This is a genomic window from Rhodococcus cercidiphylli, assembly GCF_033042225.1.
In the GTDB taxonomy this organism is placed as follows: domain Bacteria; phylum Actinomycetota; class Actinomycetes; order Mycobacteriales; family Mycobacteriaceae; genus Rhodococcoides.
On record NZ_JAWLKE010000002.1, the window covers coordinates 1 to 23,568 of the forward strand.

The window sequence follows — 23,568 nt, forward strand, 5'->3', positions numbered from 1 at the left end:
ACCGGCCAGGACCCACTCCTGTCGGCAACCCACGCTTACATGCGGAGGGGCCCCAGCCAAGACCTCCATACCGTCTAACTGTCGAAGCCCAGACCCAGCGCGTCCATGCCCTTGAGCCACAGTCCTCGTTTACCGCCGTTGCGGTCGGCTCGGGCGAATGCCGCGCGGGTGATGTTGATCCCGATCGACTTGAGGGGCTCGGGCGGGAACGGCAACGGCATGCTGCGCACCATCTTCAGGCGTGTTCGTTCGGTGTCCTTGCCGTCGAGAAGGTCGAGGGCGGTGCGGGCACCGAAGTGCGACGCGCCGACGCCGAGGCCGGTGAACCCGGCGACCGAGGCCACCCGTCCGTTCATACCGAGATCCCAGAAGGCGCTGAACCGCGAGCACGTGTCGATCGATCCGCCCCAGGCATGGGTGGCGCGAATCCCCTCGAGGCTCGGGAACATCTGCAGCAGGTGTTCGGCGAGCAATGCGAACTCTTCGGGATGTTGGGTTCGGCGTGGGTCGGTGTCGCTACCGTAGAAGTAGTGCGCATCCCACCCGCCGAACAGGATGCGGTTGTCCGCCGTCAACCGGAAGTAGTGGAATCTGTTGCCGGAGTCGGCCAATCCTTCGCGGCCGGACCAGCCGATGCCGGCGAGCTGCGCCGACGTCAGTGGTTCGGTCATGATCACGTAGTCCCACACCGGGACGATCCAGTGACGGAGTTTGCGGCGCAACGATTTCGATGCCGAGGTGGCCAGCAGCACCTTGGCGGCCTCGATGGTGCCGTAGCCCGTCTTGACTCGAATACCCCTGTCGGACTTGCTGATCGACAGCGCCCGAGTGTTCTCGTGAATGCGAACGCCGAGCGACTCGGCCGCGTCGGCCAGGCCCCAGGCGAGTTTGGCGGGGTCGATCATCGCGACATCGGGGTCGAACAGTGCACCGCGCGCCATCGGCGAGGTGATCCTGGACCGCACTGCAGCGGCGTCGAGGTATTCCATCGGCTGCGCCAGTCGCCTCCCCTCGTCGCCGAGCTCCCGCAGGTCGTCCACCTGCCAGTCGAAATTGGCGATGTCGAGCTCGCCGGTGCGTTCGATGTCGGCGTCGATCCCGTACTTGTCCGCAGTCGCGCAGATCGCGTCGAGCGTCTCGGTGCCCATCCGCAGCAGTTCCGGTAGTTCGTCGGCGTAGCGATCGAGTCCGTTGCCCAGTCCGTGCGTCAGACTGGCCGCACAGAAGCCGCCGTTGCGTCCGGTTGCACCCTCGGCGATGCGGTCGCCTTCAAGCAGCACGATCGATCGGTTCGGGTTCTCCTCTGCCGCATGCAGAGCCGCCCACAGTCCGGTGAATCCGCCGCCGACGATCACCAGATCCGCTGCAGTCGAACCGGTGTGCCGGGCCCGTGGCTCCGGGCGTTCGGGACGATCGAGCCAGTAGGACTCCGGTGCCGCGCCGGCCACCATGGTCACGCCGCGGTCGGTGGGAGTGGTTGCCCACGGTGCATTCATCGGGCATCTCCCTGCGTTGCAGCGTCGGCGGACGCGAAGACCGTTCGGTGCCAGGGCTTTCGGGCCACACCGGTGATGTCGGTCATGACGTGCTTGACGGTGAGGTACTCGTCGAGCGAGTAGCTGGACATGTCCTTGCCGAAACCCGAGGCCCCGAATCCGCCGTGTGGCATCTCGCTGATGATCGGGATGTGGTCGTTGATCCATACACAGCCGGCGGCGATCTCCCGCGTCGCTCGGCCCGCGCGGTACAGGTCGCGGGTCCACGCCGAGGCGGCGAGTCCGAATTCGGTGTCGTTGGCGCGTCGGATCGCGTCGTCGTCCCCGTGATGCTTGGACACCGTGAGCACCGGACCGAACACCTCGTCGCGATAGATCTCGTCCTGCTCACCGACATCGGCGATCAGGGTGGGCGGATAGAAAGCGCCTCGCCCCTCGGGCACACGGCCTCCGGTCACCACCCTGGCACCTGCGTCGCGGGCCCGATCCACCATCGCAGCCACCCGATCTCGGTGCGCGACGGAGATCAACGATCCCATGTCCGTTGCGGGATCCCTCGGGTCTCCCACGACGACGCGACCCATCAACTCGGCGACTCCGGCGACGAAGTCCTCGTACAGGGATTCGGCGACGATGGCGCGGGTGGCCGCCGTGCAGTCCTGGCCGCCGTTGATCAGCGATCCCGCGACGGCACCGTGGATGGCTGCGTCGAGGTCGGCGTCGTCGAACACCACCAGCGGCGCCTTGCCCCCGAGCTCGAGCTGCACCCGCGTGCCGTGCGCGGCGGCCTGCGCCATGACGCGCCTGCCGACGGGAGTGGAACCGGTGAACGTCATCAGGTCCAGTCCGGCATGGGAGGAAAGAGCGACTCCGGCGTCCACTCCGGTTCCGGTGACGACGTTGAACACCCCGTCGGGCACGCCTGCCTCGGTGGCCAAGCGCGCCAGCCGCAGGGTGGTCAGCGGCGTTAGTTCACTGGGCTTGAGCACGATGGAACACCCGGCCGCCAACGCCGGTATCGCTTTCCACACCGCCATCTGCAGCGGATAGTTCCACGGAGTGATCGACCCGACCACTCCGACGGCGTCCCGGCGGATGGCGGAGGTGTGCTCACCCGAGTACTCCGCAGCAGCCTTGCCGTCCAGGTGCCGCGCCGCCCCGGCGAAGAACTCGATGTTGTCGATGCTGCCCGGAACATCGAATTCGGTTGCCAGCCTTGTCGATTTGCCGGTCTGCGCCACTTCCTCGGACACGAAGTTCTCCGCGTCGGCCGCAACGAGACGCGCCAGTTCCATCAACACGGCGCTGCGGTGCGCGGGGGTGGCGGTGGACCATGCCGGAAAGGCCGATCGAGCATGCGAGAGAGCCGAATCGACGTCTTCGGCGGTGGCCAAACCGACGTCGGCAACGACAGTTCCGGTCGCGGGATCGTCGACCTCGTACCGATCACCGCCACCGTCGACCGCGCGTCCGTCGATCCAACAACCAGGAATGTTCGCCATGCCTGCAGAGTACCGGCGAACCCACTGATTCTCTCTGTTTCGAGCCTTTCGACAACTGATTCTGTCGTTTGAATCGAAAATTGACACGCTTTTCATCGTGGACGGGTTGTGTTCACGGCCACGACAGTGACAAGATCGAGCCATGCCCGAGCAACCGCCCATCGCACTCGACGACGTCTCCAAGGCGATCATCGAGCAACTCCAAGAGGACGGGCGTCGCTCGTACGCCGCCATCGGCAAAGCCGTCGGACTCTCGGAAGCGGCTGTCCGTCAACGAGTTCAGCGCCTGACGGACTCCGGCGTCATGCAGATCGTCGCGGTGACCGATCCGGTGCAGGTCGGATTCAAGCGGCAGGCCATGATCGGCATCAAGTGCACCGGCGACAGTTACGCACTGTCCGAGGAACTGTCGGCGATCGATGCGATCGACTACGTCGTCCTCACCGCAGGATCGTTCGACGTCGTCGTGGAAGTGGTGTGCGAGGACGACGAACAACTCCTGCAGATCCTGAACAAGCAGATCAGAAGTCTCGACGGCGTCACCAGCACCGAAACCCTGGTCTATCTCAAACTCGTCAAGCAGCAATACAATTGGGGAACACGATGACACGAACGACAGCCGAGCTCGACGCTTCCGCAGCCAAGCACCTGTGGGGCCACTTCACCCGCCACGGCGCAGGGGTCACTCCCCCGATCATCACCCGCGGGGAAGGCTCGACCATCTGGGATTCCAACGGAAAGAGCTACATCGACGGCCTGTCGGGGCTGTTCGTGGTCCAGGTGGGACACGGCCGTGAAGAACTGGCCGAGGCCGCAGCCAAGCAGGCCAAAGAACTGGCGTTCTTCCCACTGTGGTCGTACGTCACCGAACCCGCCATCGAACTTGCCGAGCGGCTCGCCGGTTACGCCCCCGGCGACCTGAACCGGGTCTTCTTCACCACCGGTGGCGGCGAGGCCGTCGAGAGCGCATGGAAGTTGGCCAAGCAGTACTTCAAGAAAGTCGGCAAGCCCGGTAAGCACAAGGTGATCTCGCGAGCGATCGCCTACCACGGCACCCCGCAGGGTGCGCTGGCCATCACCGGAATCCCCGCGCTCAAGGAACCGTTCGAGCCGCTGACGCCGGGCGCGTTCCGAGTGCCGAACACCAACATCTACCGCGCCCCCGCTCCCCTGGACACAGATCCGAAAGCATTCGGAATCTGGGCCGCGGACCGCATCGCCGAGGCCATCGAGTTCGAGGGCCCCGATTCGGTGGCCGCGGTGTTCCTCGAGCCGGTTCAGAATGCCGGGGGCTGCTTTCCTCCCCCGCCCGGATACTTCGAGCGCGTCCGTGAAATCTGCGACCGCTACGACGTGCTCCTGGTCTCGGACGAGGTGATCTGTGCGTTCGGCCGGATCGGATCGATGTTCGCGTGCAACGACTTCGGCTACGTACCGGACATCATCACCTGCGCCAAGGGATTGACCTCGGGCTACTCCCCCATCGGCGCAATGATCGCCTCCGACAGGCTCTTCGAGCCGTTCGACGACGGCACGTCGAGCTTCGCGCACGGGTACACCTTCGGCGGCCACCCCGTCTCCGCCGCCGTTGCCATGGCCAATCTCGACATCTTCGAGCGCGAGGGCATCAACGCGCACGTCGCAGACAATGCACCGGCGTTCCGTGCCACGCTCGAGAAACTGCACGACCTACCGATCGTCGGCGACGTGCGCGGCGAGGGATTCTTCTACGGCATCGAGTTGGTCAAGGACAAGGCCACGAAGGAAACGTTCAGCGATGCCGAAGCAGAGCGCATCCTTCGCGGCTTCCTGTCCACCGCACTGTTCGACGCCGGGCTGTACTGCCGCGCCGACGACCGCGGCGACCCGGTGGTACAGCTGGCACCACCGCTGATCTGCGGTCAGAAGGAGTTCGACGAGATGGAGCAGATCCTGCGCAGCGTGCTGACGGAGGCAGGCAACCTGATCTGACCGGGCCCGCTACTGCCCGAGCTCCTCACCGGCCGATGCGGTCGATCACCAGGGGCCTCGGCTGCGAGGCCGTGGCCCCTATCTCCCAACTGGATTCGAGTGCCTGCTGCGCATACTCGAAACGCTCGGGGGTGTCGGTGTACAGCGTCGCCAGTCGATCCCCAGCACGTACCCGATCGCCGGGTTTGGCGTGCAGCCGCACACCGGCCGCGCTCTGAACCGGCTCACCCTGTCGCTCGCGGCCCGCGCCCAGTCGCCAGGCCGCGAGCCCGACGCCCATTGCGTCCAATCCGGTGACGACGCCGTCGGCGGTGGCGGTGAAGTCCTGGCTCTCACGGGCGACGGGTAGTGCGGCATCGGGATCGCCGCCCTGCGCGGCGATCATCGTTCGCCAGCGATCCATGGCAGAACCGTCGGCGAGCTTGTCGGCCGGATCGATGCCCTCGATCCCGGCTGCGGTGAGCATCGTGCGCGCCAAGGTGATCGTCAGCTCGACGATGTCGGCCGGGCCACCTCCGGCGAGAACCTCGACCGACTCCTCCACCTCGAGCGCGTTGCCTGCGGTGAGCCCGAGCGGGGTGTCCATCGCCGTCAGAACCGCCAGAGTCCGCACGCCCGCATCGGTTCCGAGCTCGACCATCGCGGTCGCGAGCTCGCGTGCGTCGTCGACGTTCTTCATGAACGCGCCGCCGCCCACCTTGACGTCCAACACGAGGGCACCGGTGCCCTCGGCGATCTTCTTGCTCATGATCGAGCTGGCGATCAGCGGGATCGATTCGACCGTTCCCGTCACGTCGCGCAGTGCGTAGAGCTTCTTGTCGGCCGGAGCCAGATCGGCACCGGCAGCGCACACGACAGCACCGATCGCCGGATCGGCCAGGATGCGATGCATCTCCTCACCGCTCAGATCCGCTCGCCAGCCGGGGATGGACTCGAGCTTGTCGAGCGTTCCGCCGGTATGTCCGAGCCCTCGACCCGACAGCTGCGGCACAGCTGCCCCGCAGGCGGCGACGAGCGGAGCCAGCGGCAGCGTGATCTTGTCTCCGACACCACCGGTCGAGTGCTTGTCGACGGTGGGCAGCGGCAGCGCCGAGAAGTCCATTCGGGTACCCGACGCGATCATCGCGTTCGTCCACGTACCGAGCTCGCGACGCGACAATCCACGCCACAGAACGGCCATCGCGAGGGCCGACATCTGTTCCGGCGCGACGGATCCGCGGGTGAACTCCGCGATCACCCATTCGATCTGTTCGTCGTCGAGAACGCGCCCGTCTCGCTTGGCGCTGATGATGGATACGGCGTCAGGCATGGTTGTTCACGCGTCCTTCGTCGAGGTTGTCGGGGCCGAAAGCATTCGGAAGCAACTCTGCCAGTCGAGCCGGTCCCGAGACGGTGTCGACGAGCAGATCCGGGCCGCCGAACTCGTACAGCAGCTGTCGGCATCGCCCGCACGGCATCAGAATTTCACGCCTGGAATCGCAGCAGGAAAAGGCCAAGAGTCTGCCGCCGCCGGTCGAGTGCAGGTTGGACACCAACCCGCACTCCGCACAGAGCCCCAAACCGTATGAGACATTTTCCACATTGCACCCGGTGACTATCCGATTGTCGTCCACCAGAGCCGCCGCTCCGACCGGAAAGTTCGAGTATGGGGCGTAGGCACGGCCCATTGCCTCATGAGCATTGTCGCGCAACGTCTTCCAGTCGATTTCGTTCATGGTGAACCATCCAATCACGGTGTCTGAATTGATGCAGAGATCCGGCCTGAAGAGCATCCATCAATTGGGAAGGCAAACCTAACACCGCATTTCGCCACCGTACGAACCTCGAGTCGAATTAGTTCCGTGTTTCGAATGGGTTTACAGTTTCCAGTAAGCGGCTAGTACAACCAGCACTAGGGCCGAATCGCGACAAATCGAGCCAGGCAAGACCGGCCACCGGGGCTCGATGCGTCCACCAACGACGTTGGAGGCATTGCACTCGATGAGTAGCACGACGGAAGTCGCTCCGGTCAAGGAGCGCAAGCGGTCTCTGTACCGCGGGGACCCGGGCATGTGGTCCTGGGTTCTCCACCGCATCACAGGCGTTCTGGTCTTTTTCTTTCTGTTCGTCCACGTCCTCGACACGGCGATGGTTCGGGTCAACCCCGAGACGTACGACGCCATCATCGAGACCTACAAGACCCCGCTCGTCGGCCTGATGGAAATCGGCCTCGTCGCGGCAGTGCTGTACCACGCGTTGAACGGCATCCGCGTGATGCTGATCGACTTCTGGTCCAAGGGACCGCAGTACCAGAAGCCGATGCTGTGGGCGATCGCAGTCATCTGGCTCGTCGTCATGATCCCCGGCGCGGGACGAATCTTCTACAACATGTTCACGGCGGGTGGTCACTGATGTCGACGCAGGGTCCCGAGGCCAAGGTCCTCGGCACGAACTACGACCGTCCGGCCAGCTTGGCCAACCCGCGTTCGCCGCGGCGGCAGAGCAAGGGCAACTTCGAGCTCTACGCATGGCTGTTCATGCGCTTCTCCGGCCTGGCACTCGTCGTGCTCGTCCTGGGCCACATGTTCATCATGCTGATGCTCGACGACGGTGTGCACCGCATCAACTTCGCTTTCGTCGCCGGTCGTTGGGCCAGCCCGTTCTGGCAGTTCTGGGACCTGACGATGCTGTGGCTGGCGCAGCTGCACGGCGGCAACGGCCTGCGCACGATCATCGCGGACTACTCCCGCAAGGATTCGACGCGATTCTGGCTGACCACGCTGCTGGTGCTGTCGATGATCCTCATCATGGGCGTCGGCACGTACGTCATCTTCACGTTCGATCCCAACATCACGGCGAGCTAAGGACACTGACGCTTACATGCAGGAACATCGTTACGACGTACTGATCGTCGGCGCAGGCGGTGCCGGTATGCGTGCTGCGATCGAGGCCGGACCCCGTGCTCGCACAGCCGTACTGACCAAGCTCTACCCCACGCGCTCGCACACCGGCGCAGCTCAGGGTGGCATGTGTGCCGCCCTGGCCAATGTCGAGGAAGACAACTGGGAGTGGCACACGTTCGACACCGTCAAGGGCGGCGACTACCTCGCCGACCAGGACGCGGTGGAGATCATGGCCAAGGAAGCCATCGACGCGGTTCTCGACCTCGAGAAGATGGGCCTTCCTTTCAACCGGACACCCGAGGGCAAGATCGATCAGCGGCGCTTCGGTGGCCACACCCGCGATCACGGCAAAGCTCCCGTGCGTCGTGCGTGCTACGCGGCCGACCGCACCGGCCACATGATCCTGCAGACGCTCTACCAGAACTGCGTCAAGCACGACGTCGAGTTCTACAACGAGTTCTACGCGCTGGATCTGTGTCTGACCGAGACCGACGACGGTCCTGTCGCGACCGGAATCATCGCCTACGAGCTGTCCACCGGTGAGCTGCACATCTTCCATGCGAAGTCGATCATCTTCGCCACCGGAGGCTCGGGCCGGATCTACAAGACCACCTCCAATGCCCACACCCTCACCGGTGACGGCATGAGCATCGTCTTCCGCAAGGGTCTTCCCTTGGAGGACATGGAATTCCACCAGTTCCACCCGACAGGTCTCGCAGGCCTGGGCATCCTCATCTCCGAGGCCGTGCGAGGCGAGGGCGGCATCCTGCGCAACGAGTCGGGTGAACGCTTCATGGAGCGCTACGCACCGACCATCAAGGACCTCGCGCCCCGCGACATCGTCGCGCGCTCGATGGTGCTCGAGGTGCTCGAAGGACGCGGTGGCGGCCCGAACAAGGACTACGTCTACATCGACGTCACGCACATTCCCGAGGAAGTTCTGGACGAGAAGCTCCCGGACATCATGGAGTTCTCTCGCACGTACCTCGGTGTCGACCCCGTCAAGGAGCCGGTGCCCGTCTACCCGACGTGCCACTACGTCATGGGCGGCATCCCCACCAAGATTCGCGGCGAGGTTCTGCGCAACAACGAGGACATCGTCCCCGGCCTCTACGCGGCCGGCGAATGTGCCTGCGTCTCCGTGCACGGAGCCAACCGTCTCGGCACCAACTCGTTGCTCGACATCAACGTCTTCGGACGTCGTGCAGGCATCGCGGCGGCCGAGTACGCGAACTCGGTCGACTTCACCCCGCTCCCCGAGGAGCCGGCGAAGATGGTGCAGGACTGGCTGGAGCTGATCCTCTCCGACCACGGACACGAGCGCGCAGCCGACATCCGTACCGAGATGCAGCAGTCGATGGACAACAACGCATCGGTGTTCCGTACCGAGGAGCGTCTCGAGACGGCACTGAAGGATGTCCGCGCCCTCAAGGAGCGGTACAACAAGATCACCGTCGAGGACAAGGGCAAGCGCTACAACAGCGACCTGCTCGAGGCCATCGAACTCGGCTTCCTGCTCGAAATGGCGGAGGTCACGGTCGTCGGTGCACTCAACCGGAAGGAATCGCGCGGCGGACACGCTCGCGAGGACTACCCCGAGCGCAACGACGCCGAGTACATGAAGCACACCATGGCCTACAAAGAGGGCGAAGGTCTGCTCACCGAGATCCGCTTGGATTACAAGCCGGTAATCCAAACCCGCTACGAGCCGATGGAGCGGAAGTACTGATATGAGCGCACCCACCCTGGACAAGAAGTCCAACGAGTCCGATCTGCCACCCGTCCCCGAGGGCGCGGTGATGGTCAACCTCAAGATCGCGCGCTTCAACCCCGAGAGCGGTGACGGTCAGCGCTGGGACACCTTCCAGGTCCCCACTCTGGCCACCGACCGTCTGCTCAACCTGCTGCTGTACGTGAAGGGCTACCTGGACGGCACCCTGACGTTCCGTCGTTCGTGCGCACACGGTGTCTGTGGCAGCGACGCGATGCGGATCAACGGTGTCAACCGTCTCGCCTGCAAGGTGCTCATGCGCGACATGCTCCCCAAGGACTCGTCGAAGACGCTGAACATCACCATCGAGCCCATCAAGGGTCTGCCGGTGGAGAAGGACCTCATCGTCGACATGGAACCCTTCTTCGACGCGTTCCGCGCCGTGAAGCCGTTCCTGATGACGACCGGTAACGAGCCGACCCGCGAGCGGATCCAGTCCGCTGCGGACCGTGCCCGCTTCGACGACACCACCAAGTGCATCCTGTGCGCGTGCTGCACCACCTCGTGCCCCGTGTTCTGGAGCGACGGCAGTTACTTCGGTCCGGCCGCCATCGTCAACGCACACCGGTTCATCTTCGACAGCCGTGACGAGGGCGCAACCGAGCGTCTGGACATCCTCAACGACGTCGAGGGTGTGTGGCGTTGCCGCACCACCTTCAACTGCACCGACGCATGCCCTCGCGGCATCCAGGTGACCAAGGCGATCCAGGAAGTCAAGCGAGCGTTGCTCTTCGCACGCTGACAACTCCCCCGCAATCGAAAGGCCCCTTCGCACACGCGGAGGGGCCTTTCGACGTTCTACGTCAGACGAACGCGCCGAAGCCGGTCACTCCGCGGCCGACGATCAGATTGTTGATCTGCGCGGTTCCCTCGTAGGAGTACAGGGCCTCGGCGTCGGCGAAGAATCTGATGACGTCGTGCTCGATCAGAATTCCGTTGCCGCCCAGGATCTCTCGGGCCCAACCCACCGTCTCGCGCAGCCGCGTCGTACAGAACGTCTTCGCGAGCGCCGCATGCTCGTCGTGGTGGACGCCGTTGTCCTGCAACTGAGCGACACGAATCGCCATCCCGAGCGCGGCGGTGATGTTCGCCGTCATGCGGGCGATCAGGTCGGAGATCAGCTGGAACGAGGCGATCGGAGATCCGAACTGTTCGCGTTCGCGCGCATACGCCACGGCCCGCTCGTACGCGCCCATCATCACACCCACGGCCTGAAAGGCCACTCCCCCGCGCGTCAGCCGAAGCACCTTTGCGGTGTCGGCGAACGAATTGGCCTCGGCTAGCTTGTTGCCCACCGGGACTCGGCAGTTCTCCAGATGGATGTCGGCGTTCTCCACCGCACGGAGCGAGTACTTGCCCTCGATCTTCTCGGCCCGGAAGCCTTCGAATCCTTGCTCCACGACGAAGCCCTTGACCTCGCCGTCGGCCTCGTCCTTGGCGAAAACGATGGTCAGATCGGCGAAGGTGGCATTGCCGATCCACCGCTTGCTGCCGTTGAGGATCCAGTGATCACCGTCGAGGCGGGCGGTGGTCTCCAGCCCGCCCGCGACATCGGAGCCACCGTGCGGTTCGGACAGGCCGAACGCGCCGATCTTCTCCATTCGACGCATGGCAGGCAACCACCGTTCGCGCTGCTCCTCGGAGCCGAGAATCGAGATACTGCTCATCGCCAGCGAACTGTGCACGCTGAACATCGTTCCCGTCGACGGATCGACCCGCGCGAACTCCATTTCGAGCCAGCCGGTGAGCAGCTTGCGCGAGGCCTTGCGATCACCGAATGCGTAACCGAGACCGGCGATTTCGAGTTCGGCGATCTTCGGCATCAGGTGCACCGGAGAGGTGGCCTTCTCCCAGAACTCGTTCGCCCTCGGCGCGACCTCGTCCTGCAGGAACCGACGGGTACGCAGGACCACCTCGATCTCGGAGTCGTCGAGCATGCTCTGATACCCGTAGAAATCGGATTCGAGAAAGTCCGGCGACAGTGGTCCGAGGGGCTCGTGCTCGCTCATGTTCGGCTCCTTCGTCTGGCACCTCCATCGGGCACCGCTATCGGTCTTCTACCCGCCACGCGCGATTCTCACGCATGGGCCCGCGACCGCCGACCGGTCAGCGGCGCAGTTCGTCGGAGAGGGTCTCCAGTTCGTCCCCGCCCGCCATTTCCTTGGTGAGATCGTCGAGTGAGATGTCGTCGTGCGCGCAGTCCAACGTCTGACGTCCGCGATCGAGGAGGACGAAGTGGTCTCCGACCATGTACGCGTGGTGAGGATTGTGGGTGATGAACACGACGCCGAAGCCTTTCTCCCTGGCCGCGGAGATGTATCGGAGAACCATGCCGGACTGTTTGACGCCGAGAGCGGCGGTCGGCTCGTCGAGAATGAGCACCCGCGCACCGAAGAAGATGGCGCGAGCGATCGCCACGCACTGACGTTGACCGCCGGACAGGGAGCCGATGGGGGCGTCGACGTCGGGCAGATCGATACCCATCTTGCGCAGTTCGTCGATGGTTCTCGCGCGCATGGCATGGGTGTCCAGGGTCTTGAAGATCTTGCCCCTGCGCAGCTCCTGGCCGAGAAAGAAGTTGCGCCACACCGGCATCAGGGAAACGACCGCGAGGTCCTGATAGACCGTCGATATGCCCTGTTCCACGGCCTGTTTCGGCGAGCCGAACGTTGTCGCCTTGCCGTCGACGAGCAGTTCCCCCTCCGACTGGCGATGCAGACCGGACATGATCTTGATCAGAGTCGACTTGCCTGCGCCGTTGTCACCGAGGACGCAGGTGACCTCACCGGCACCGACACGCAGGTCTATCCCATGCAGCGCGATGATGTTGCCGTAGCTCTTACCGACGCCTTTCAGCTCGATCAGGGGCGTGTTCACAGAAGACGTCATGGTCACCTTTTCGCCGCGTAGTTGCGGAAGGAGCTGTTCGCGACCACTGCGAACAGCAGCATCGCGCCGAGGAAGAACTTGAACCAGTCCGGGTTCCAGCCTGCGTACACGATGCCCTGATTGGTCATGCCGAAGATGAACGCTCCGATGAAAGCACCGACCGCCGTACCGTATCCACCGGTGAGCAGGCAGCCGCCGATGACGGCGGCGATGATGTAGAGGAATTCGTTGCCCACGCCTTGGCCGGACTGCACGGTGTCGAAGGCGAACAGCAGGTGCATGCCGACGAACCAGGCGCAGAAGCCGACGAACATGAACAGGCCGATCTTGACCCTCGTGACCGGGACGCCGACGGCACGCGCCGATTCCTGGTTGCCGCCGACGGCGAAGATCCAGTTGCCGACCCGGGTCTTCATCAGCACCCAGGTCGCGGCGAGCGTGAACACGATCCACCACACGACGGTGATGCGGACCGAGACCCCCAGCAGCGAGAACGAGGACGAGAAGAAGGTCTTGGCCGAGTCGAATCCCTCCATGTCCGAGATGGATGGGGTGGCGACCTGGCCGGTGACGAGTTTGGTGACGGCGAGATTGATGCCGGTGAGCATCAGAAACGACGCCAACGTGATCAGGAACGACGGAATCTTGGTCGTCATCACGAGGTATCCGTTGAGGAAACCGACCGCCAGTGCCAGCACCAGCGCCAATGCAGAGCCCGCCCACACGTTCAGGTGCAGGTTGTAGGCCAGCATGGAGGCCATGATCGACGAGAACGTCACCGCGACTCCGGTGGAGAGGTCGAATTCTCCGCCGATCATCAACAGCGAGACCCCGATCGCCATGATGCCGATGGTCGAGGATGCGTACAGCACGGTCGCGAGAGCCTCGGGTGATCGAAACGGTGGTGCCACGATGCAGAAGAAGACGAAGATGGCGACCGCACCGAACAGGGCACCGATCTCCGGGCGAATCAGCAACCGCTGCAACGGTTTCTGCTTCTTGATCCGCTCATCGGTGATCACGGTGTGTTCGGACAGAGCCGGATCGGCCTGTGTGGACATGCTCTTCCTTCCGCGCCGAAGCGACGCACTCAGCGTGTGCCGTTGCGGGCGTACTCGGCGACCGCGTCGATGTTGGTCGAGTCGATGAACGCGGGCCCGGTCAGCACCGGGGTTCCGCCGCCGATCGTGTTGCCGTTGTTGAGGTAGAGCCACAGCGAGTCGACGGCCAGGTAACCCTGCAGGTAGGGCTGCTGATCGATGGCCCACGCCACGTCGCCCGACTCGATCGCGTCGACGAGTGCGGCGTTGGTGTCGAACGTGACGATCGTGGCGTCGCTGCCCGCGTTGTTCTTCGACTGAACCGCAGTCAGCGCGATCGGAGCGGCGAGGGCAATGACGTGGTCGATGGTCGGATCCTGCTGCAGCTTGGCGGTGATGGTCGACTCGACGGACGGCATGTCCTTGCTGTTGACGTTCAGGATCTCGGTGGTGCCTCCGAAGCCCTGCGTCACGCCGGCACAGCGAGCCTCGAGGGCCACCGCCCCCTGCTCCTGGATGATGCACAGAGTCTTGCGGGCACCGTCATCGGTGAGCCGCGCACCCGCGGCCTCGCCGGCGATGGTCTCGTCCTGGCCGAAGTACTGCTGGACTCCCATGTCCTTCCAGGACTCGTAACCGGAATTGAACGCGACGACCGGTATCCCCGCGGCGGTCGCTACCTCGACGGCGGGGGCCATCGCGTCGGGTTTGGCCAACGTGACCGCGATACCGTCGACCTTCGAGTCGATCGCACTCTGGACGAGGTTGGCCTGGTTGGGCGCTTCGGGATCTGCGGAGTAGCGCAGTTCGATGTTGTCCTTGGCCGCGGCGGCCTCGGCACCCTTTCGAACCAGATCCCAGAAGGTGTCGCCGGGAACCTCGTGCGTGATCATCGCGATCGTCGCCGACGGAGTGTCGGCAACTCCCGCGTTGCTTCCGTCGTCGGACGATCGAGGAGCACCACCGGTGCTCGAACAGGCAGCGACCGTCAGTGCCGCAACCGCACAGATCGCGCCGACCGCGATCGGTCCGCGCCTTTGCCGAACCCTCATTGCATTTCCTCTCGAACAACCGACAAGTATTCGGAGCAGCACGGGACCTCGGACGACATGAGAGAACTCTCATCTCCGATTCACGTAGCCACAATCCGCCGTCGTAAGACTCGACTGTGTGCGAACCATCATCGTCTCGGCCCTGGGTCTGCTCACGCTCGGCGTGCTCGTCGTGGCATTGCTGACGACTCGATCGACGGGCGAGCAGACCCCGTTGCCCGCACCCATAGTCGCACCCGCCGCACCCGTGCAATCCGCCCCGGGTACTCCGCAACCCGTTCCCGGTGCACCACAGCCGGGCGAGCCTGCGCCCAGCACCGCGCCGACCGCCGCGCCACAGCCGGTGGCACCGGACGGATTCGTGCCCCCGCCGCCGCTGCCGCCTGCCGACTGGGACGATGACTTCGACGACGACTGGGATGACGATGACGACGACTGATCCTGCTGCAAGACCGACCACGTAATGCGGACGCGACTGCTTGCCCTACGCCCGACCAGCGCCAGGAGCCGCATCTTCTCGTGGGTCCTGGCGCTGGTGTTGGCGTCTCTGGCGGCCGTCACCGTCACCACCTGGCTGCTCATGATCCGCGCCACCGACAATCGCATGCGTGAATCGCTGCGCACCGAGATCGCCGAGTTCACCACCCTCACCGACGCAGGCGTCGATCCCGGCACCGGCGCACCGTTCGACGACATCAACGACGTGCTCCGCGTGGTGATCACCTACAACCTCGCCCGCCCCAACGAGAAGTTCCTGGGCTACGTGGACGGCGCTTTCGCCGTGCAGAGCAGGCAGCAGGCACCGGTGCGACTGTCCGACGACACCGGCTTCACCGCCGAAGTCGGGACCGTCACCGCGCCCGTCGAGGGTTCGTATTCGAGCGCCGCAGGTGAAGTGGTGTACCTCGCCGTGCCGGTCTCGCTGGCGGGCGACCCGGTGACCGGGGTCGTGGTCGCCGCGTACTTCGCCGACCAGGAACGCGCCTCCGCCGACGAGACCGCGACCTTGATGCTCGTCGTCGGCGGCGTCACCTCGGTGCTGGCGGCAGTAGGGGCGTGGTTGGTCGCGGGCCGCATCATGTCGCCGATCAGACACATCACCGCAACCGCCAGAACGATCACCGAGACCGACCTTTCCGGCCGAATCACCGACGCCAGAACAACGGGTCGAGGCGACGACATCGGAGCCCTGATCGACACACTGAACTCGATGCTCGATCGGATCGAGTCCGGCGCGGCCAGTCAACGCCGATTTCTCGACGACGCAGGCCACGAACTCCGCACTCCCATCACCATCGTCCGCGGCCATCTCGACGTGCTCGACCACGACGACCCCGTCGACGTGCGCGATACCGTCGCGCTCGTCGACGACGAACTCGATCGGATGAACCGGCTCGTCGCGGACCTGTTGCTGCTCACCCGAGCCGACCAGACAAGCTTCGTCAACCCCGTCGTCACCGATGTCGACGCGCTCACCCGAAGCGTGTTCGACAAGGTGACCACCCTCGCCGACCGGGAATGGGTGCTCGAGGCCAGCGCGACCGTCCACGCGCCGCTCGACGCTCAACGGCTGACCCAGGCGCTGCTGGCGTTGGCGGACAACGCAACCCACCACACGATGCCCGGCAGTCGTGTCGGCATCGGATCCCAACTGTCCGACGGTGACATCCGGTTCTGGGTCACCGACTCGGGCCCTGGAATCGCGCGCGACGAGCAGGAACGAATCTTCGAGCGCTTCGCCCGCGGTCGCAACGGAACCAGACGCACCGAGGGCGCAGGGCTCGGGTTGTCCATCGTCACCGCAATCGCACAGGCCCACCGCGGACGGGTGAGTGTCGGCAGCGCACCGGGGCACGGTGCCACGTTCACCATCACGATCCCACTGACCGATTCCGTTCCCTCGCAGAAAGATCGACCATGGCCCGCATCCTGATCGCCGAAGACGAACCCCGCATCGCCTCGTTCGTCCAGAAGGGGCTCCGAGCGAGCGGCTTCAGCACGACCACCGTCTCCGACGGTAGATCCGCTTACGAACACGCCCGCAGCGGTGACTTCGATCTGGTGGTACTCGACATCGGTCTGCCGAACATGGACGGCTTCGAGGTACTGCAGCGACTGCGCGGAGAGCAATGCGAGATACCGGTGATCGTGTTGACTGCCCGCGACAGCGTCCACGACGTGGTGTCCGGTCTCGAGACCGGTGCCGACGACTACATGGCCAAACCGTTCCGGTTCGAGGAACTGCTGGCGCGCATCCGAGTTCGCCTGGGCACCAAGAGAACCGTCGACACCACCCAGCTCACCGTCGCGGACCTCACCCTGGACCTGCGTACTCGACGAGCTGTGGCGGGAGACCGCACTGTCGACCTGTCGGCCCGTGAGTTCGCCCTCGCCGAGACCTTCATGCGCCACCCGGGCCAGGTCCTCTCGCGAGAGCAACTCCTGTCGCAGGTATGGGGCTACGACTTCGACCCGGGCTCCAACGTCGTCGACGTCTACGTCCGCTACCTCCGGGCGAAATTCGGAGCCACCCGAATCGAGACCGTCCGCGGAATGGGGTACCGACTGTCCGAGACATGAATGGCGTCGGCCGGTGCCGACGCCACTGCTCGAGTCTCAGTCGTCCCGGTCGTTGTCGTCGTCCTGATCGTCGTTGTCGTCGTCCTGATCGTCGTTGTCGTCGTTACGATCGTCCAGATCGTCCAGATCGTCCCGGTCATCGTCGCGATCGTCCCAGTCGTCGTCGTAACGGTCGTCCCAGTCGTCGCCGTAACGGTCGTCCGAGATCCGGGTCGATGCGGACTGCTGGGGCGCTGCCGGCGGGGTCGAGGCCGAATCTGCCTCCGACAGAGGCTGTTCCACCGAGATCGACGACGGCCGCTGCTGGGTGGGGCCGTCGTCGGCGATCGCGAGTGCGCCGACGCTTCCGAGGGTGACGACAACGGCTGCTGCACCGACGATCATGAACTTTGCCGGCATTCTCATGACTGCTCCTTCGATTCGAGTTCTGTGGGCCACCGTTTCGGTGATGACTCAACGATCGCGGTCGAACGTGAGAACCGAAGGAAGACAACATGAGCGAGTTCTCATTCTGGCGACGGGCGCGGGCCGCTGCGCGAGGGGCTGCCTTCGGCCGTCGCCGCTGACGATGTCGGGACGAGGATCGGAGCGGTCGTTCGAGCGACGCGCGCCGGTGGGTCGCCACGTCGACCGACCCCCGAGCGCCTATGGTGATTCGCGATGAAGAGGATTCGAGTGTGCGTGGCCGCGTCGGCAGTGTCGATGGTTCTCGTCGGCTTCGGCTGTGGACCGGCTCTGGCACAACCTGCCGCCGAGCCACCGGTGGTGACGACGACACCGCCGTTCACGACGCCCGACACCGACAGCTGCCCCTTCGCCGCGTCACCGCCCCCGGCGATCGACCTGTCCGAGGTACCGGCCCCTGGAAGCACTGCCCCGCAACCACTCCCGATTCCCGCGGAGGCCGTCGGCGGGGATCGGCTCGCCGAGTGTGGAGCGGTACTGCCGGACGGGGCTCCCCCGTTGCCTGCGGACATCTCGGCCACCGGATTCGTGGTGGCCGACATGGACTCGGGCTCCGTTCTGGTCGCCAAGGATCCGCACGGGCGGCATCGGCCGGCGAGCACGATCAAGGTGCTGCTCGCACTCGTTGCGCTCGACGAACTGAACCTGAATACCCAGATCACCGCGACCGCGGAGGACGCCGATGCAGAGGGCAGTGCCGTCGGCATCGGCGAGAACGGTGTGTACACCAATCTCCAATTGATGCAGGGACTGGTGATGGCATCGGGAAACGATGCAGCGCATGCGTTGTCCAGGCAGCTGGGCGGTGACTCCGCCACCGTGGACAAGATGAATGCCAAGGCCGCGGAACTGGGGGCGCTCGATACGCGCACCGCCACGCCGTCGGGTCTCGACGGTCCCGGCATGGCGAGCTCTGCCTACGATCTGGCGTTGATCTACCGCGCGGCCATGCGTAATCCGACTTTCGCACAACTGATTTCGACCGAGACGGTTCAGTTTCCCGGCTACCCGAAGGATCCCACGATCCCGGACGACCAGGACCGGCCCGGGTTCACCCTCTCCAACGACAATCAGTTGCTCTACAACTACGAGGGCGCACTCGGCGGCAAGACCGGGTACACCGACGATGCGCGCCAGACGTTCGTCGCAGGAGCAGAGCGGGGCGGTCGACGCCTCGTCGTGACGATCATGAAGGGAGACGTGCTGCCGATCCGGCCGTGGGAGCAAGCGGCCCGCCTGTTGGACTACGGTTTCGCTCTCGATTCGAGCCGCGGCGTCGGCGAGCTCGTGGAGCCGCAATCGACGTCTCCGGTGACGAGCACCCGCGCGCCCGAGGCCACGCCGACTCTTGCCCAGCCACCCGCATCGGCGTCGGGCTCGAGCTCCCGCCAGTCCGAGATGCAGGCCCAAGGCGACACCGTCGTTCGCATCGCGATCGGTGTCCTCGGGTCGATCGTGGTGATCGGGCTGTTGTGGGGCGCTCGGCGTCTTTCGCGCCACCGCTGATCAGCGACGCCGGTTGCGCAGTCCTGCGAAACCGAGAGCTGCGAGGGCACCGGCACCCACCAGAGCCAGACCGCCCGTGACGCCCGGCCCATCACTGACCTCGACCCTCGTGTTGATCACCGCCGGCTCCGGGGCCGGAACGTGGGCTTCGGCCAAGCTTTCTCGAGTCGTCGCGGCGAACGACGTGGAGAACAACACGAGACGCGACGTCGTGAACACGAACACCAGCAGACCGATGATCGGTCCGAAGACCACGCCCGCAGGACCGCTCGTCACCGAAGCCAGGTAGAGGGCACCGAGCTGCTTGAAGATCTCGAATCCGACGGCAGCGAGCAGCGCACCTTTGGCTGCGCTGCGCCACGACACCGGCTCGCGCGGAAGCCTCGAGATCACCCAGGTGAACAACGCCCAGGTACCCGCCAGCGCAAGTAGAACGGAGAACACGCGCAGTGCGACGCCCACTCCTGGAACGGAATCGAGATTGGCCCACTCGAGAATGCTGCGCATCAGGTCACCACCGGCCAGTGCCGACAACGCCAACGACAGCACCAGTGCGGTCCCCAGCCCGAGCAGCGCGGCGAAATCCTTGGCCTTGGTGGCCAGAAAACCACCCTGCTCGTGCTGGCTCTCCCACATGGCAGTCAGTGCCTCACGCAGGTTGGCGATCCAACCGAGACCCGCATACAACGCACCGAGCAGACCGATGATGCCGACGCTCGTCCGAGACTCGATGGCAGTCTGGATCAGCGAATTGATCGTCTCACCGAAGCTGCCCGGCACGTTCTCGGCAATCTGCGACTGGATCTCGGCAAGCCACTCGGGCTGGTTCACCAGCACGAACCCAGCGATCGCGAAGGCGACCATCAGCAAGGGAAACAAGGCCAGCACGCTGAAATACGTCATCCCGGCCGCGTAGTAATCGCCCTTCTGGCCCTGATACCGCTGCGCAGCAACAACAGTGTGATCGAGCCACGGCCACCGGTTGCGCCGGTCGTCGAGGATCGCCTTGAAATCTGGCATGGCACTCGCCTTCTCGCTGTTGTCGGCTGCTGTCGGATCGTGTCGCCGCGGTGCTGCGTCTCGAAGTACTGTTTGCCGGAATTCAGAACGACGAAACTCGGTGTGCCGTAGATGCTATGCACCCGGAGGCAGGAAACCCACCCTGTCGTAGACCTGAGCGAGCGTTCGACTCGCCACTTCCCTGGCTCGATCCGCACCGGACGCGAGGATGCGGTCGAGTTCGGCCACATCCGCCATGAACCCGTCCATCCGCTCCCGCAGCGGAACGACGAACTCGGTCAGAACGTCGGCGGTGTCGGATTTGAGGTCGCCGTAGCCCTTGCCCGCGTACCCGGCAACGAGATCGTCGATACTCACGCCCGACAGCGCGGACTGAATCACCAGTAGATTGCTGACGCCCGCTTTGTTCTCCGGATCGAACACGATGTCGCGTTCGTTGTCCGTCACTGCCGATCGAATCTTCTTGGCCGACACCTTCGGATCGTCGAGAATGTTGACGATGCCCGCCGGATTCGACGAGGACTTGCTCATTTTTGCGGTGGGATCCTGTAGGTCGAAGATCTTCGCGGTGCCCTTGATGATGTGCGCATCGGGCACGACGAACGTCTTCTTGAACCGCGTGTTGAAACGCTGCGCCAGATCGCGAGTCAGCTCCAGGTGCTGCCGCTGATCCTCGCCCACGGGCACCAGATTCGGCCGATAGAGAAGAATGTCCGCGGCCTGCAGAATCGGGTAGGTGAACAGCCCGACGCTGGTGTGATCGCGACCCTGCTTGGCGGACTTGTCCTTGAACTGCGTCATCCTCGCTGCTTCGCCGAATCCGGTGATGCAGTTCAGAACCCACGCCAGCTGCGCATGCTCGGGCACCTGACTCTGCACGAACAGCGTCGACTTCTCCGGATCGATCCCTACCGCGAGCAACTGCGCCGCGGCCACCCGGGTGCGGCGGCGAAGCTCCTTGGGATCCTGCGGAACGGTGATCGCATGCAGGTCCGGAATGAAATAGAACGCGTCGAACTCGTCCTGCAACTCCACCCAGTTCCGCACCGCGCCCAGGTAGTTACCGAGATGGAACGAATCCGCAGTCGGTTGGATGCCGGAGAGCACCCGCCGACGCGGACCTTGCGGAGTGTCGATGGAGTCGGAAGAAGACATACCGCAATCTTTTCACGACCCCATCGACGCCAACTCCCTGCCTAGCGGTAGCGCACTGTCACCGGAGCATGATCGGACCATCGCTGGTCGTACGCCTCGGCCCGCTCGGTGATCGCTTCCTTGGCGCGCTCGGCCAGATCGCTCGTGGCCAACTGATAGTCGATCCGCCACCCGGCGTCGTTGTCGAAGGCCTTGCCGCGGTAGGACCACCAGCTGTACGGACCTTCGACGCCCGGGTGCAGCGCACGTACGACGTCGGTCCACGGTGCCTTCTCGGCGAGCAACCGCGCCACCCACTCGCGTTCCTCGGGCAGGAAGCCGGAGTTCTTGCGGTTGGTCTTCCATGCCTTGAGATCGGCCTCGGTGTGGGCGATGTTCCAATCGCCGCACACCACCACGTCCCGATCGTCGGACTTCGCGGCCTTGGCCGTCTTGGCCAGATACTTAGCGAACGCCGCCATGAAGCGTTCCTTCTCGTCCTGACGTTCGGTACCCACCTCGCCCGACGGCAGATACAGGCTCGCCACGGTGACATCGCCGAAGTCACCTTCGATGTAGCGACCCACATCGGCGAATTCGGCGGCACCGATGCCGGTGCGAATCGCATCGGGAGCCGACTTCGACAGCAAGGCCACCCCGTTGCGGCCCTTCGCGGACGGCTCGGCCGAGGCCAGGTGCCAGCCCGCATCGAGGGCCGGGGCCAACGCCTTGGTCAGTTCCCCGTCGTTGGCGCGGGTTTCCTGCAGGCAGATGACGTCGGCATCGGTGGTCTCGAGCCATGGCAGCATGCCCTTGCGAACAGCTGCGCGAATTCCGTTGACGTTGACAGTGGAAACAGTGATCGGCACGCCGACGACGGTAGCGGAGCCCACCGACAGTCGGCAGGTCGCCTTCTGCCGGCGGCACCTCCTGCGAGATTGCTAAGGACGCCTCGGCTTGGCCCCGGGTTTCGGGGCGGTGACCGCCGATGTCACCTCCGGCGAGGTGATCGGTTCTCGATCGATGCGTCGGTAGACGAGGTGCTGCTGGGCGTACGTCCAGATGTTGTTGCTCACCCAGTACAGCAACACCGCAACCGGAAGTACCGGCCCACCGACGAGCACGCCTGCCGGGAACACCCAGAGCACGAGCTTGTTCATGATCGCGGTCTGCGGGTTGGCGAGCGCCGCTGCGTCCTGCCGGGCAACGGACGCCCGCGAGTTCAGATGCGTCGCCACCGCAGCGACGATCATCAGCGGGACCGCAACGACCGCGATGCTCAACACCGACGGCACTCCCCCGAACGGGCCGAATGCCTCCAGTACCTCACGCGAGCTGTTCATGGCAGCAGAGATCGGCGCACCGAACAGTCGCGCGTGGAGAAAGGACTGCACATCGGCGGCATTGAACACGTAGCTCGCGGTGTTCGCATTCTCCTGCGCCGTCATGCCGAGATGGCCGAATCCGGTGCCGGTTCGGTTGAACGAGCGCAGCACGTGCAGCAGACCGATGAAAACCGGGGCCTGCGCCAGCAGGGGCAGGCACCCCAGCAAGGGGTTGAAACCGTGTTCCTGCTGCAGTTTCCGCATCTCGGTTGCCTGTCGAGCACGGTCCCCGGAGTACTTCTTCCGTACGGCCTCGAGCTGTGGTTGGAGCCTTTTCATGGCGAGCTGCGAACGAATCTGACTGACGAACGGCTTGATCAGCAGCGCGCGCAGCGTGAAAACCAGGAATATCACCGCCAAGGCCCAGGCGAAGCCGTTGTCGGGGCCGAGCACAGCCCCGAAGACTTTGTGCCAGAACCACAGCACCGCGGAGACGGGATAGTAGACGACATCGAGCATGGTGGAGCACCTCACTGTGAGAGAAGTCGGTCGGTTGGCGTCTCGACCGGATCTCGCAGTGGCTCAGGAGAACTGGAGCCACCGGTCCGGTCCGTGGACCGAACCGGGTGCTCTGGGCATGGGGCGACCGGGCGCATCGGGTTGCTGTTGCCTGCGGAACGATCCCCGAAGCCGCCGCCCGTCCGCGCCTGCGGCGCAGGACGACAGCGGTGCGATCACGGCGAGGTCGGACGGCGCACCGAGGACGACCAGGGACGCCGCGACCAACGCACCGAACATCGCTATCTGTGCGGCGGGTTGTGCGTCGACGACGGCGAAGACGACGAGCAGGACGGCAAGGACGCCGACCAACGTCCCGGCGTAGCGTCGCATCGCCAGGTGGAGGGTTCGAGAATCGAGCATCTTCGGTTCCTTGG

General features: G+C 64.6%; 24 protein-coding genes. 10 read left to right on the forward strand and 14 right to left on the reverse strand.

Annotated features, from left to right (window positions below; all coding sequences use genetic code 11):
- Nucleotides 1-74: 74 nt before the first annotated feature.
- Together R3P95_RS03745 and R3P95_RS03750 are read right to left on the reverse strand one after the other, a co-directional pair.
- Nucleotides 75-1,496, reverse strand: coding sequence for an NAD(P)/FAD-dependent oxidoreductase (locus R3P95_RS03745; protein ID WP_317547336.1), 1,422 nt, complete (start codon nt 1,494-1,496; stop codon nt 75-77).
- Nucleotides 1,493-2,998 carry a gamma-aminobutyraldehyde dehydrogenase gene (locus R3P95_RS03750; RefSeq protein WP_317547337.1) on the reverse strand — a complete coding sequence of 502 codons (1,506 nt, stop codon included), beginning with the start codon at nt 2,996-2,998 and terminating at the stop codon, nt 1,493-1,495. The genes R3P95_RS03745 and R3P95_RS03750 overlap by 4 nt, the downstream gene beginning before the upstream one ends.
- A gap of 142 nt (nt 2,999-3,140) precedes the next feature.
- On the opposite strand from R3P95_RS03750, the gene R3P95_RS03755 reads away from it, so the two are divergent.
- Complete coding sequence (locus R3P95_RS03755; protein ID WP_032376836.1) at nt 3,141-3,605, forward strand: Lrp/AsnC family transcriptional regulator; 465 nt, start codon at nt 3,141-3,143, stop codon at nt 3,603-3,605.
- A complete protein-coding gene (locus R3P95_RS03760) occupies nt 3,602-4,969 on the forward strand; it encodes an aspartate aminotransferase family protein (protein WP_032404734.1) in 1,368 nt (455 codons plus the stop codon). Before R3P95_RS03755 ends, R3P95_RS03760 begins: the two co-directional genes overlap by 4 nt.
- A 25-nt stretch (nt 4,970-4,994) precedes the next feature.
- Here R3P95_RS03760 and R3P95_RS03765 read toward each other — a convergent pair whose 3' ends face one another.
- Together R3P95_RS03765 and R3P95_RS03770 are read right to left on the reverse strand one after the other, a co-directional pair.
- On the reverse strand, nt 4,995-6,278 hold the full coding sequence (locus R3P95_RS03765; protein ID WP_269593453.1) for a thymidine phosphorylase: 1,284 nt from the start codon (nt 6,276-6,278) through the stop codon (nt 4,995-4,997).
- Nucleotides 6,271-6,684, reverse strand: coding sequence for a cytidine deaminase (locus tag R3P95_RS03770; protein ID WP_283347094.1), 414 nt, complete (start codon nt 6,682-6,684; stop codon nt 6,271-6,273). Before R3P95_RS03770 ends, R3P95_RS03765 begins: the two co-directional genes overlap by 8 nt.
- A gap of 265 nt (nt 6,685-6,949) precedes the next feature.
- Between R3P95_RS03770 and sdhC the strand changes: the two genes are divergently transcribed.
- The 4 genes from sdhC to R3P95_RS03790 are packed head-to-tail and all read left to right on the forward strand — an operon-like array spanning nt 6,950 to nt 10,364.
- The gene (gene sdhC / locus R3P95_RS03775; protein ID WP_082898767.1) at nt 6,950-7,360 is read left to right on the forward strand and encodes a succinate dehydrogenase, cytochrome b556 subunit; all 411 of its coding nucleotides are present in this window, start codon (nt 6,950-6,952) and stop codon (nt 7,358-7,360) included.
- On the forward strand, nt 7,360-7,812 hold the full coding sequence (locus R3P95_RS03780) for a succinate dehydrogenase hydrophobic membrane anchor subunit (RefSeq protein ID WP_032397462.1): 453 nt from the start codon (nt 7,360-7,362) through the stop codon (nt 7,810-7,812). The genes sdhC and R3P95_RS03780 overlap by 1 nt, the downstream gene beginning before the upstream one ends.
- Before the next feature lie 16 nt (nt 7,813-7,828).
- Nucleotides 7,829-9,580 carry a succinate dehydrogenase flavoprotein subunit gene (gene sdhA, locus R3P95_RS03785; RefSeq protein ID WP_032397463.1) on the forward strand — a complete coding sequence of 584 codons (1,752 nt, stop codon included), beginning with the start codon at nt 7,829-7,831 and terminating at the stop codon, nt 9,578-9,580.
- Between the two features lies 1 nt (nt 9,581).
- Nucleotides 9,582-10,364: a succinate dehydrogenase iron-sulfur subunit gene (locus R3P95_RS03790; RefSeq protein WP_008718029.1), complete on the forward strand. Its 783-nt coding sequence runs from the start codon at nt 9,582-9,584 to the stop codon at nt 10,362-10,364.
- Between the two features lie 61 nt (nt 10,365-10,425).
- Here the strand turns inward: R3P95_RS03790 and R3P95_RS03795 are convergent, their stop codons facing one another.
- From R3P95_RS03795 to R3P95_RS03810, 4 genes are all read right to left on the reverse strand, one after another.
- The gene (locus R3P95_RS03795; protein WP_317547338.1) at nt 10,426-11,631 is read right to left on the reverse strand and encodes an acyl-CoA dehydrogenase family protein; all 1,206 of its coding nucleotides are present in this window, start codon (nt 11,629-11,631) and stop codon (nt 10,426-10,428) included.
- A 97-nt stretch (nt 11,632-11,728) separates the two neighbouring features.
- Nucleotides 11,729-12,511 carry an ATP-binding cassette domain-containing protein gene (locus R3P95_RS03800; protein WP_317547339.1) on the reverse strand — a complete coding sequence of 261 codons (783 nt, stop codon included), beginning with the start codon at nt 12,509-12,511 and terminating at the stop codon, nt 11,729-11,731.
- A 2-nt stretch (nt 12,512-12,513) separates the two neighbouring features.
- Complete coding sequence (locus tag R3P95_RS03805) at nt 12,514-13,572, reverse strand: ABC transporter permease (protein WP_317547340.1); 1,059 nt, start codon at nt 13,570-13,572, stop codon at nt 12,514-12,516.
- A gap of 29 nt (nt 13,573-13,601) precedes the next feature.
- Nucleotides 13,602-14,603: a substrate-binding domain-containing protein gene (locus R3P95_RS03810; protein WP_300523973.1), complete on the reverse strand. Its 1,002-nt coding sequence runs from the start codon at nt 14,601-14,603 to the stop codon at nt 13,602-13,604.
- Between the two features lie 118 nt (nt 14,604-14,721).
- Between R3P95_RS03810 and R3P95_RS03815 the strand changes: the two genes are divergently transcribed.
- The 3 genes from R3P95_RS03815 to R3P95_RS03825 are packed head-to-tail and all read left to right on the forward strand — an operon-like array spanning nt 14,722 to nt 17,183.
- Nucleotides 14,722-15,042 (forward strand): hypothetical protein, encoded by a 321-nt coding sequence (locus R3P95_RS03815; protein WP_068051693.1) that lies wholly within the window; start codon nt 14,722-14,724, stop codon nt 15,040-15,042.
- 24 nt (nt 15,043-15,066) lie between these two features.
- The gene (locus R3P95_RS03820) at nt 15,067-16,536 is read left to right on the forward strand and encodes a sensor histidine kinase (RefSeq protein WP_317547341.1); all 1,470 of its coding nucleotides are present in this window, start codon (nt 15,067-15,069) and stop codon (nt 16,534-16,536) included.
- Nucleotides 16,521-17,183, forward strand: a complete 663-nt coding sequence (locus R3P95_RS03825; protein WP_068051697.1) for a response regulator transcription factor — start codon at nt 16,521-16,523, stop codon at nt 17,181-17,183. The genes R3P95_RS03820 and R3P95_RS03825 overlap by 16 nt, the downstream gene beginning before the upstream one ends.
- Nucleotides 17,184-17,219: 36 nt before the next feature.
- On the opposite strand, the gene R3P95_RS03830 is transcribed toward R3P95_RS03825, so the two are convergent.
- Nucleotides 17,220-17,588 (reverse strand): hypothetical protein, encoded by a 369-nt coding sequence (locus R3P95_RS03830; RefSeq protein ID WP_317547342.1) that lies wholly within the window; start codon nt 17,586-17,588, stop codon nt 17,220-17,222.
- A 297-nt stretch (nt 17,589-17,885) separates the two neighbouring features.
- Here R3P95_RS03830 and R3P95_RS03835 point away from each other — a divergent pair, with 297 nt between their 5' ends.
- Nucleotides 17,886-19,154 carry a D-alanyl-D-alanine carboxypeptidase family protein gene (locus R3P95_RS03835; protein ID WP_317547792.1) on the forward strand — a complete coding sequence of 423 codons (1,269 nt, stop codon included), beginning with the start codon at nt 17,886-17,888 and terminating at the stop codon, nt 19,152-19,154.
- On the opposite strand, the gene yhjD is transcribed toward R3P95_RS03835, so the two are convergent.
- From yhjD to R3P95_RS03860, 5 genes are all read right to left on the reverse strand, one after another.
- A complete protein-coding gene (gene yhjD / locus R3P95_RS03840) occupies nt 19,155-20,174 on the reverse strand; it encodes an inner membrane protein YhjD (protein ID WP_283347099.1) in 1,020 nt (339 codons plus the stop codon).
- Nucleotides 20,175-20,288: 114 nt separating this feature from the next.
- Complete coding sequence (trpS, locus tag R3P95_RS03845) at nt 20,289-21,329, reverse strand: tryptophan--tRNA ligase (protein WP_283347100.1); 1,041 nt, start codon at nt 21,327-21,329, stop codon at nt 20,289-20,291.
- A gap of 41 nt (nt 21,330-21,370) precedes the next feature.
- A complete protein-coding gene (locus R3P95_RS03850) occupies nt 21,371-22,117 on the reverse strand; it encodes an exodeoxyribonuclease III (RefSeq protein WP_394855392.1) in 747 nt (248 codons plus the stop codon).
- A gap of 132 nt (nt 22,118-22,249) precedes the next feature.
- The gene (yidC, locus tag R3P95_RS03855) at nt 22,250-23,152 is read right to left on the reverse strand and encodes a membrane protein insertase YidC (protein ID WP_317547344.1); all 903 of its coding nucleotides are present in this window, start codon (nt 23,150-23,152) and stop codon (nt 22,250-22,252) included.
- A gap of 63 nt (nt 23,153-23,215) precedes the next feature.
- A complete protein-coding gene (locus R3P95_RS03860) occupies nt 23,216-23,554 on the reverse strand; it encodes a DUF6412 domain-containing protein (RefSeq protein WP_300521001.1) in 339 nt (112 codons plus the stop codon).
- Nucleotides 23,555-23,568: the final 14 nt, after the last annotated feature.

Coding starts and splice junctions, on each gene's coding strand:
- R3P95_RS03745 (WP_317547336.1), bottom strand. CDS start 1,496: ATGAATGCACCGTGGGCAACCACTCCCACCGACCGCGGCGTGACCATG.
- R3P95_RS03750 (WP_317547337.1), bottom strand. CDS start 2,998: ATGGCGAACATTCCTGGTTGTTGGATCGACGGACGCGCGGTCGACGGT.
- R3P95_RS03755 (WP_032376836.1), top strand. CDS start 3,141: ATGCCCGAGCAACCGCCCATCGCACTCGACGACGTCTCCAAGGCGATC.
- R3P95_RS03760 (WP_032404734.1), top strand. CDS start 3,602: ATGACACGAACGACAGCCGAGCTCGACGCTTCCGCAGCCAAGCACCTG.
- R3P95_RS03765 (WP_269593453.1), bottom strand. CDS start 6,278: ATGCCTGACGCCGTATCCATCATCAGCGCCAAGCGAGACGGGCGCGTT.
- R3P95_RS03770 (WP_283347094.1), bottom strand. CDS start 6,684: ATGAACGAAATCGACTGGAAGACGTTGCGCGACAATGCTCATGAGGCA.
- sdhC (WP_082898767.1), top strand. CDS start 6,950: ATGAGTAGCACGACGGAAGTCGCTCCGGTCAAGGAGCGCAAGCGGTCT.
- R3P95_RS03780 (WP_032397462.1), top strand. CDS start 7,360: ATGTCGACGCAGGGTCCCGAGGCCAAGGTCCTCGGCACGAACTACGAC.
- sdhA (WP_032397463.1), top strand. CDS start 7,829: ATGCAGGAACATCGTTACGACGTACTGATCGTCGGCGCAGGCGGTGCC.
- R3P95_RS03790 (WP_008718029.1), top strand. CDS start 9,582: ATGAGCGCACCCACCCTGGACAAGAAGTCCAACGAGTCCGATCTGCCA.
- R3P95_RS03795 (WP_317547338.1), bottom strand. CDS start 11,631: ATGAGCGAGCACGAGCCCCTCGGACCACTGTCGCCGGACTTTCTCGAA.
- R3P95_RS03800 (WP_317547339.1), bottom strand. CDS start 12,511: ATGACGTCTTCTGTGAACACGCCCCTGATCGAGCTGAAAGGCGTCGGT.
- R3P95_RS03805 (WP_317547340.1), bottom strand. CDS start 13,572: ATGTCCACACAGGCCGATCCGGCTCTGTCCGAACACACCGTGATCACC.
- R3P95_RS03810 (WP_300523973.1), bottom strand. CDS start 14,603: ATGAGGGTTCGGCAAAGGCGCGGACCGATCGCGGTCGGCGCGATCTGT.
- R3P95_RS03820 (WP_317547341.1), top strand. CDS start 15,067: ATGCGGACGCGACTGCTTGCCCTACGCCCGACCAGCGCCAGGAGCCGC.
- R3P95_RS03825 (WP_068051697.1), top strand. CDS start 16,521: ATGGCCCGCATCCTGATCGCCGAAGACGAACCCCGCATCGCCTCGTTC.
- R3P95_RS03830 (WP_317547342.1), bottom strand. CDS start 17,588: ATGAGAATGCCGGCAAAGTTCATGATCGTCGGTGCAGCAGCCGTTGTC.
- R3P95_RS03835 (WP_317547792.1), top strand. CDS start 17,886: ATGGTTCTCGTCGGCTTCGGCTGTGGACCGGCTCTGGCACAACCTGCC.
- yhjD (WP_283347099.1), bottom strand. CDS start 20,174: ATGCCAGATTTCAAGGCGATCCTCGACGACCGGCGCAACCGGTGGCCG.
- trpS (WP_283347100.1), bottom strand. CDS start 21,329: ATGTCTTCTTCCGACTCCATCGACACTCCGCAAGGTCCGCGTCGGCGG.
- R3P95_RS03850 (WP_394855392.1), bottom strand. CDS start 22,117: ATGCTGCCATGGCTCGAGACCACCGATGCCGACGTCATCTGCCTGCAG.
- yidC (WP_317547344.1), bottom strand. CDS start 23,152: ATGCTCGATGTCGTCTACTATCCCGTCTCCGCGGTGCTGTGGTTCTGG.
- R3P95_RS03860 (WP_300521001.1), bottom strand. CDS start 23,554: ATGCTCGATTCTCGAACCCTCCACCTGGCGATGCGACGCTACGCCGGG.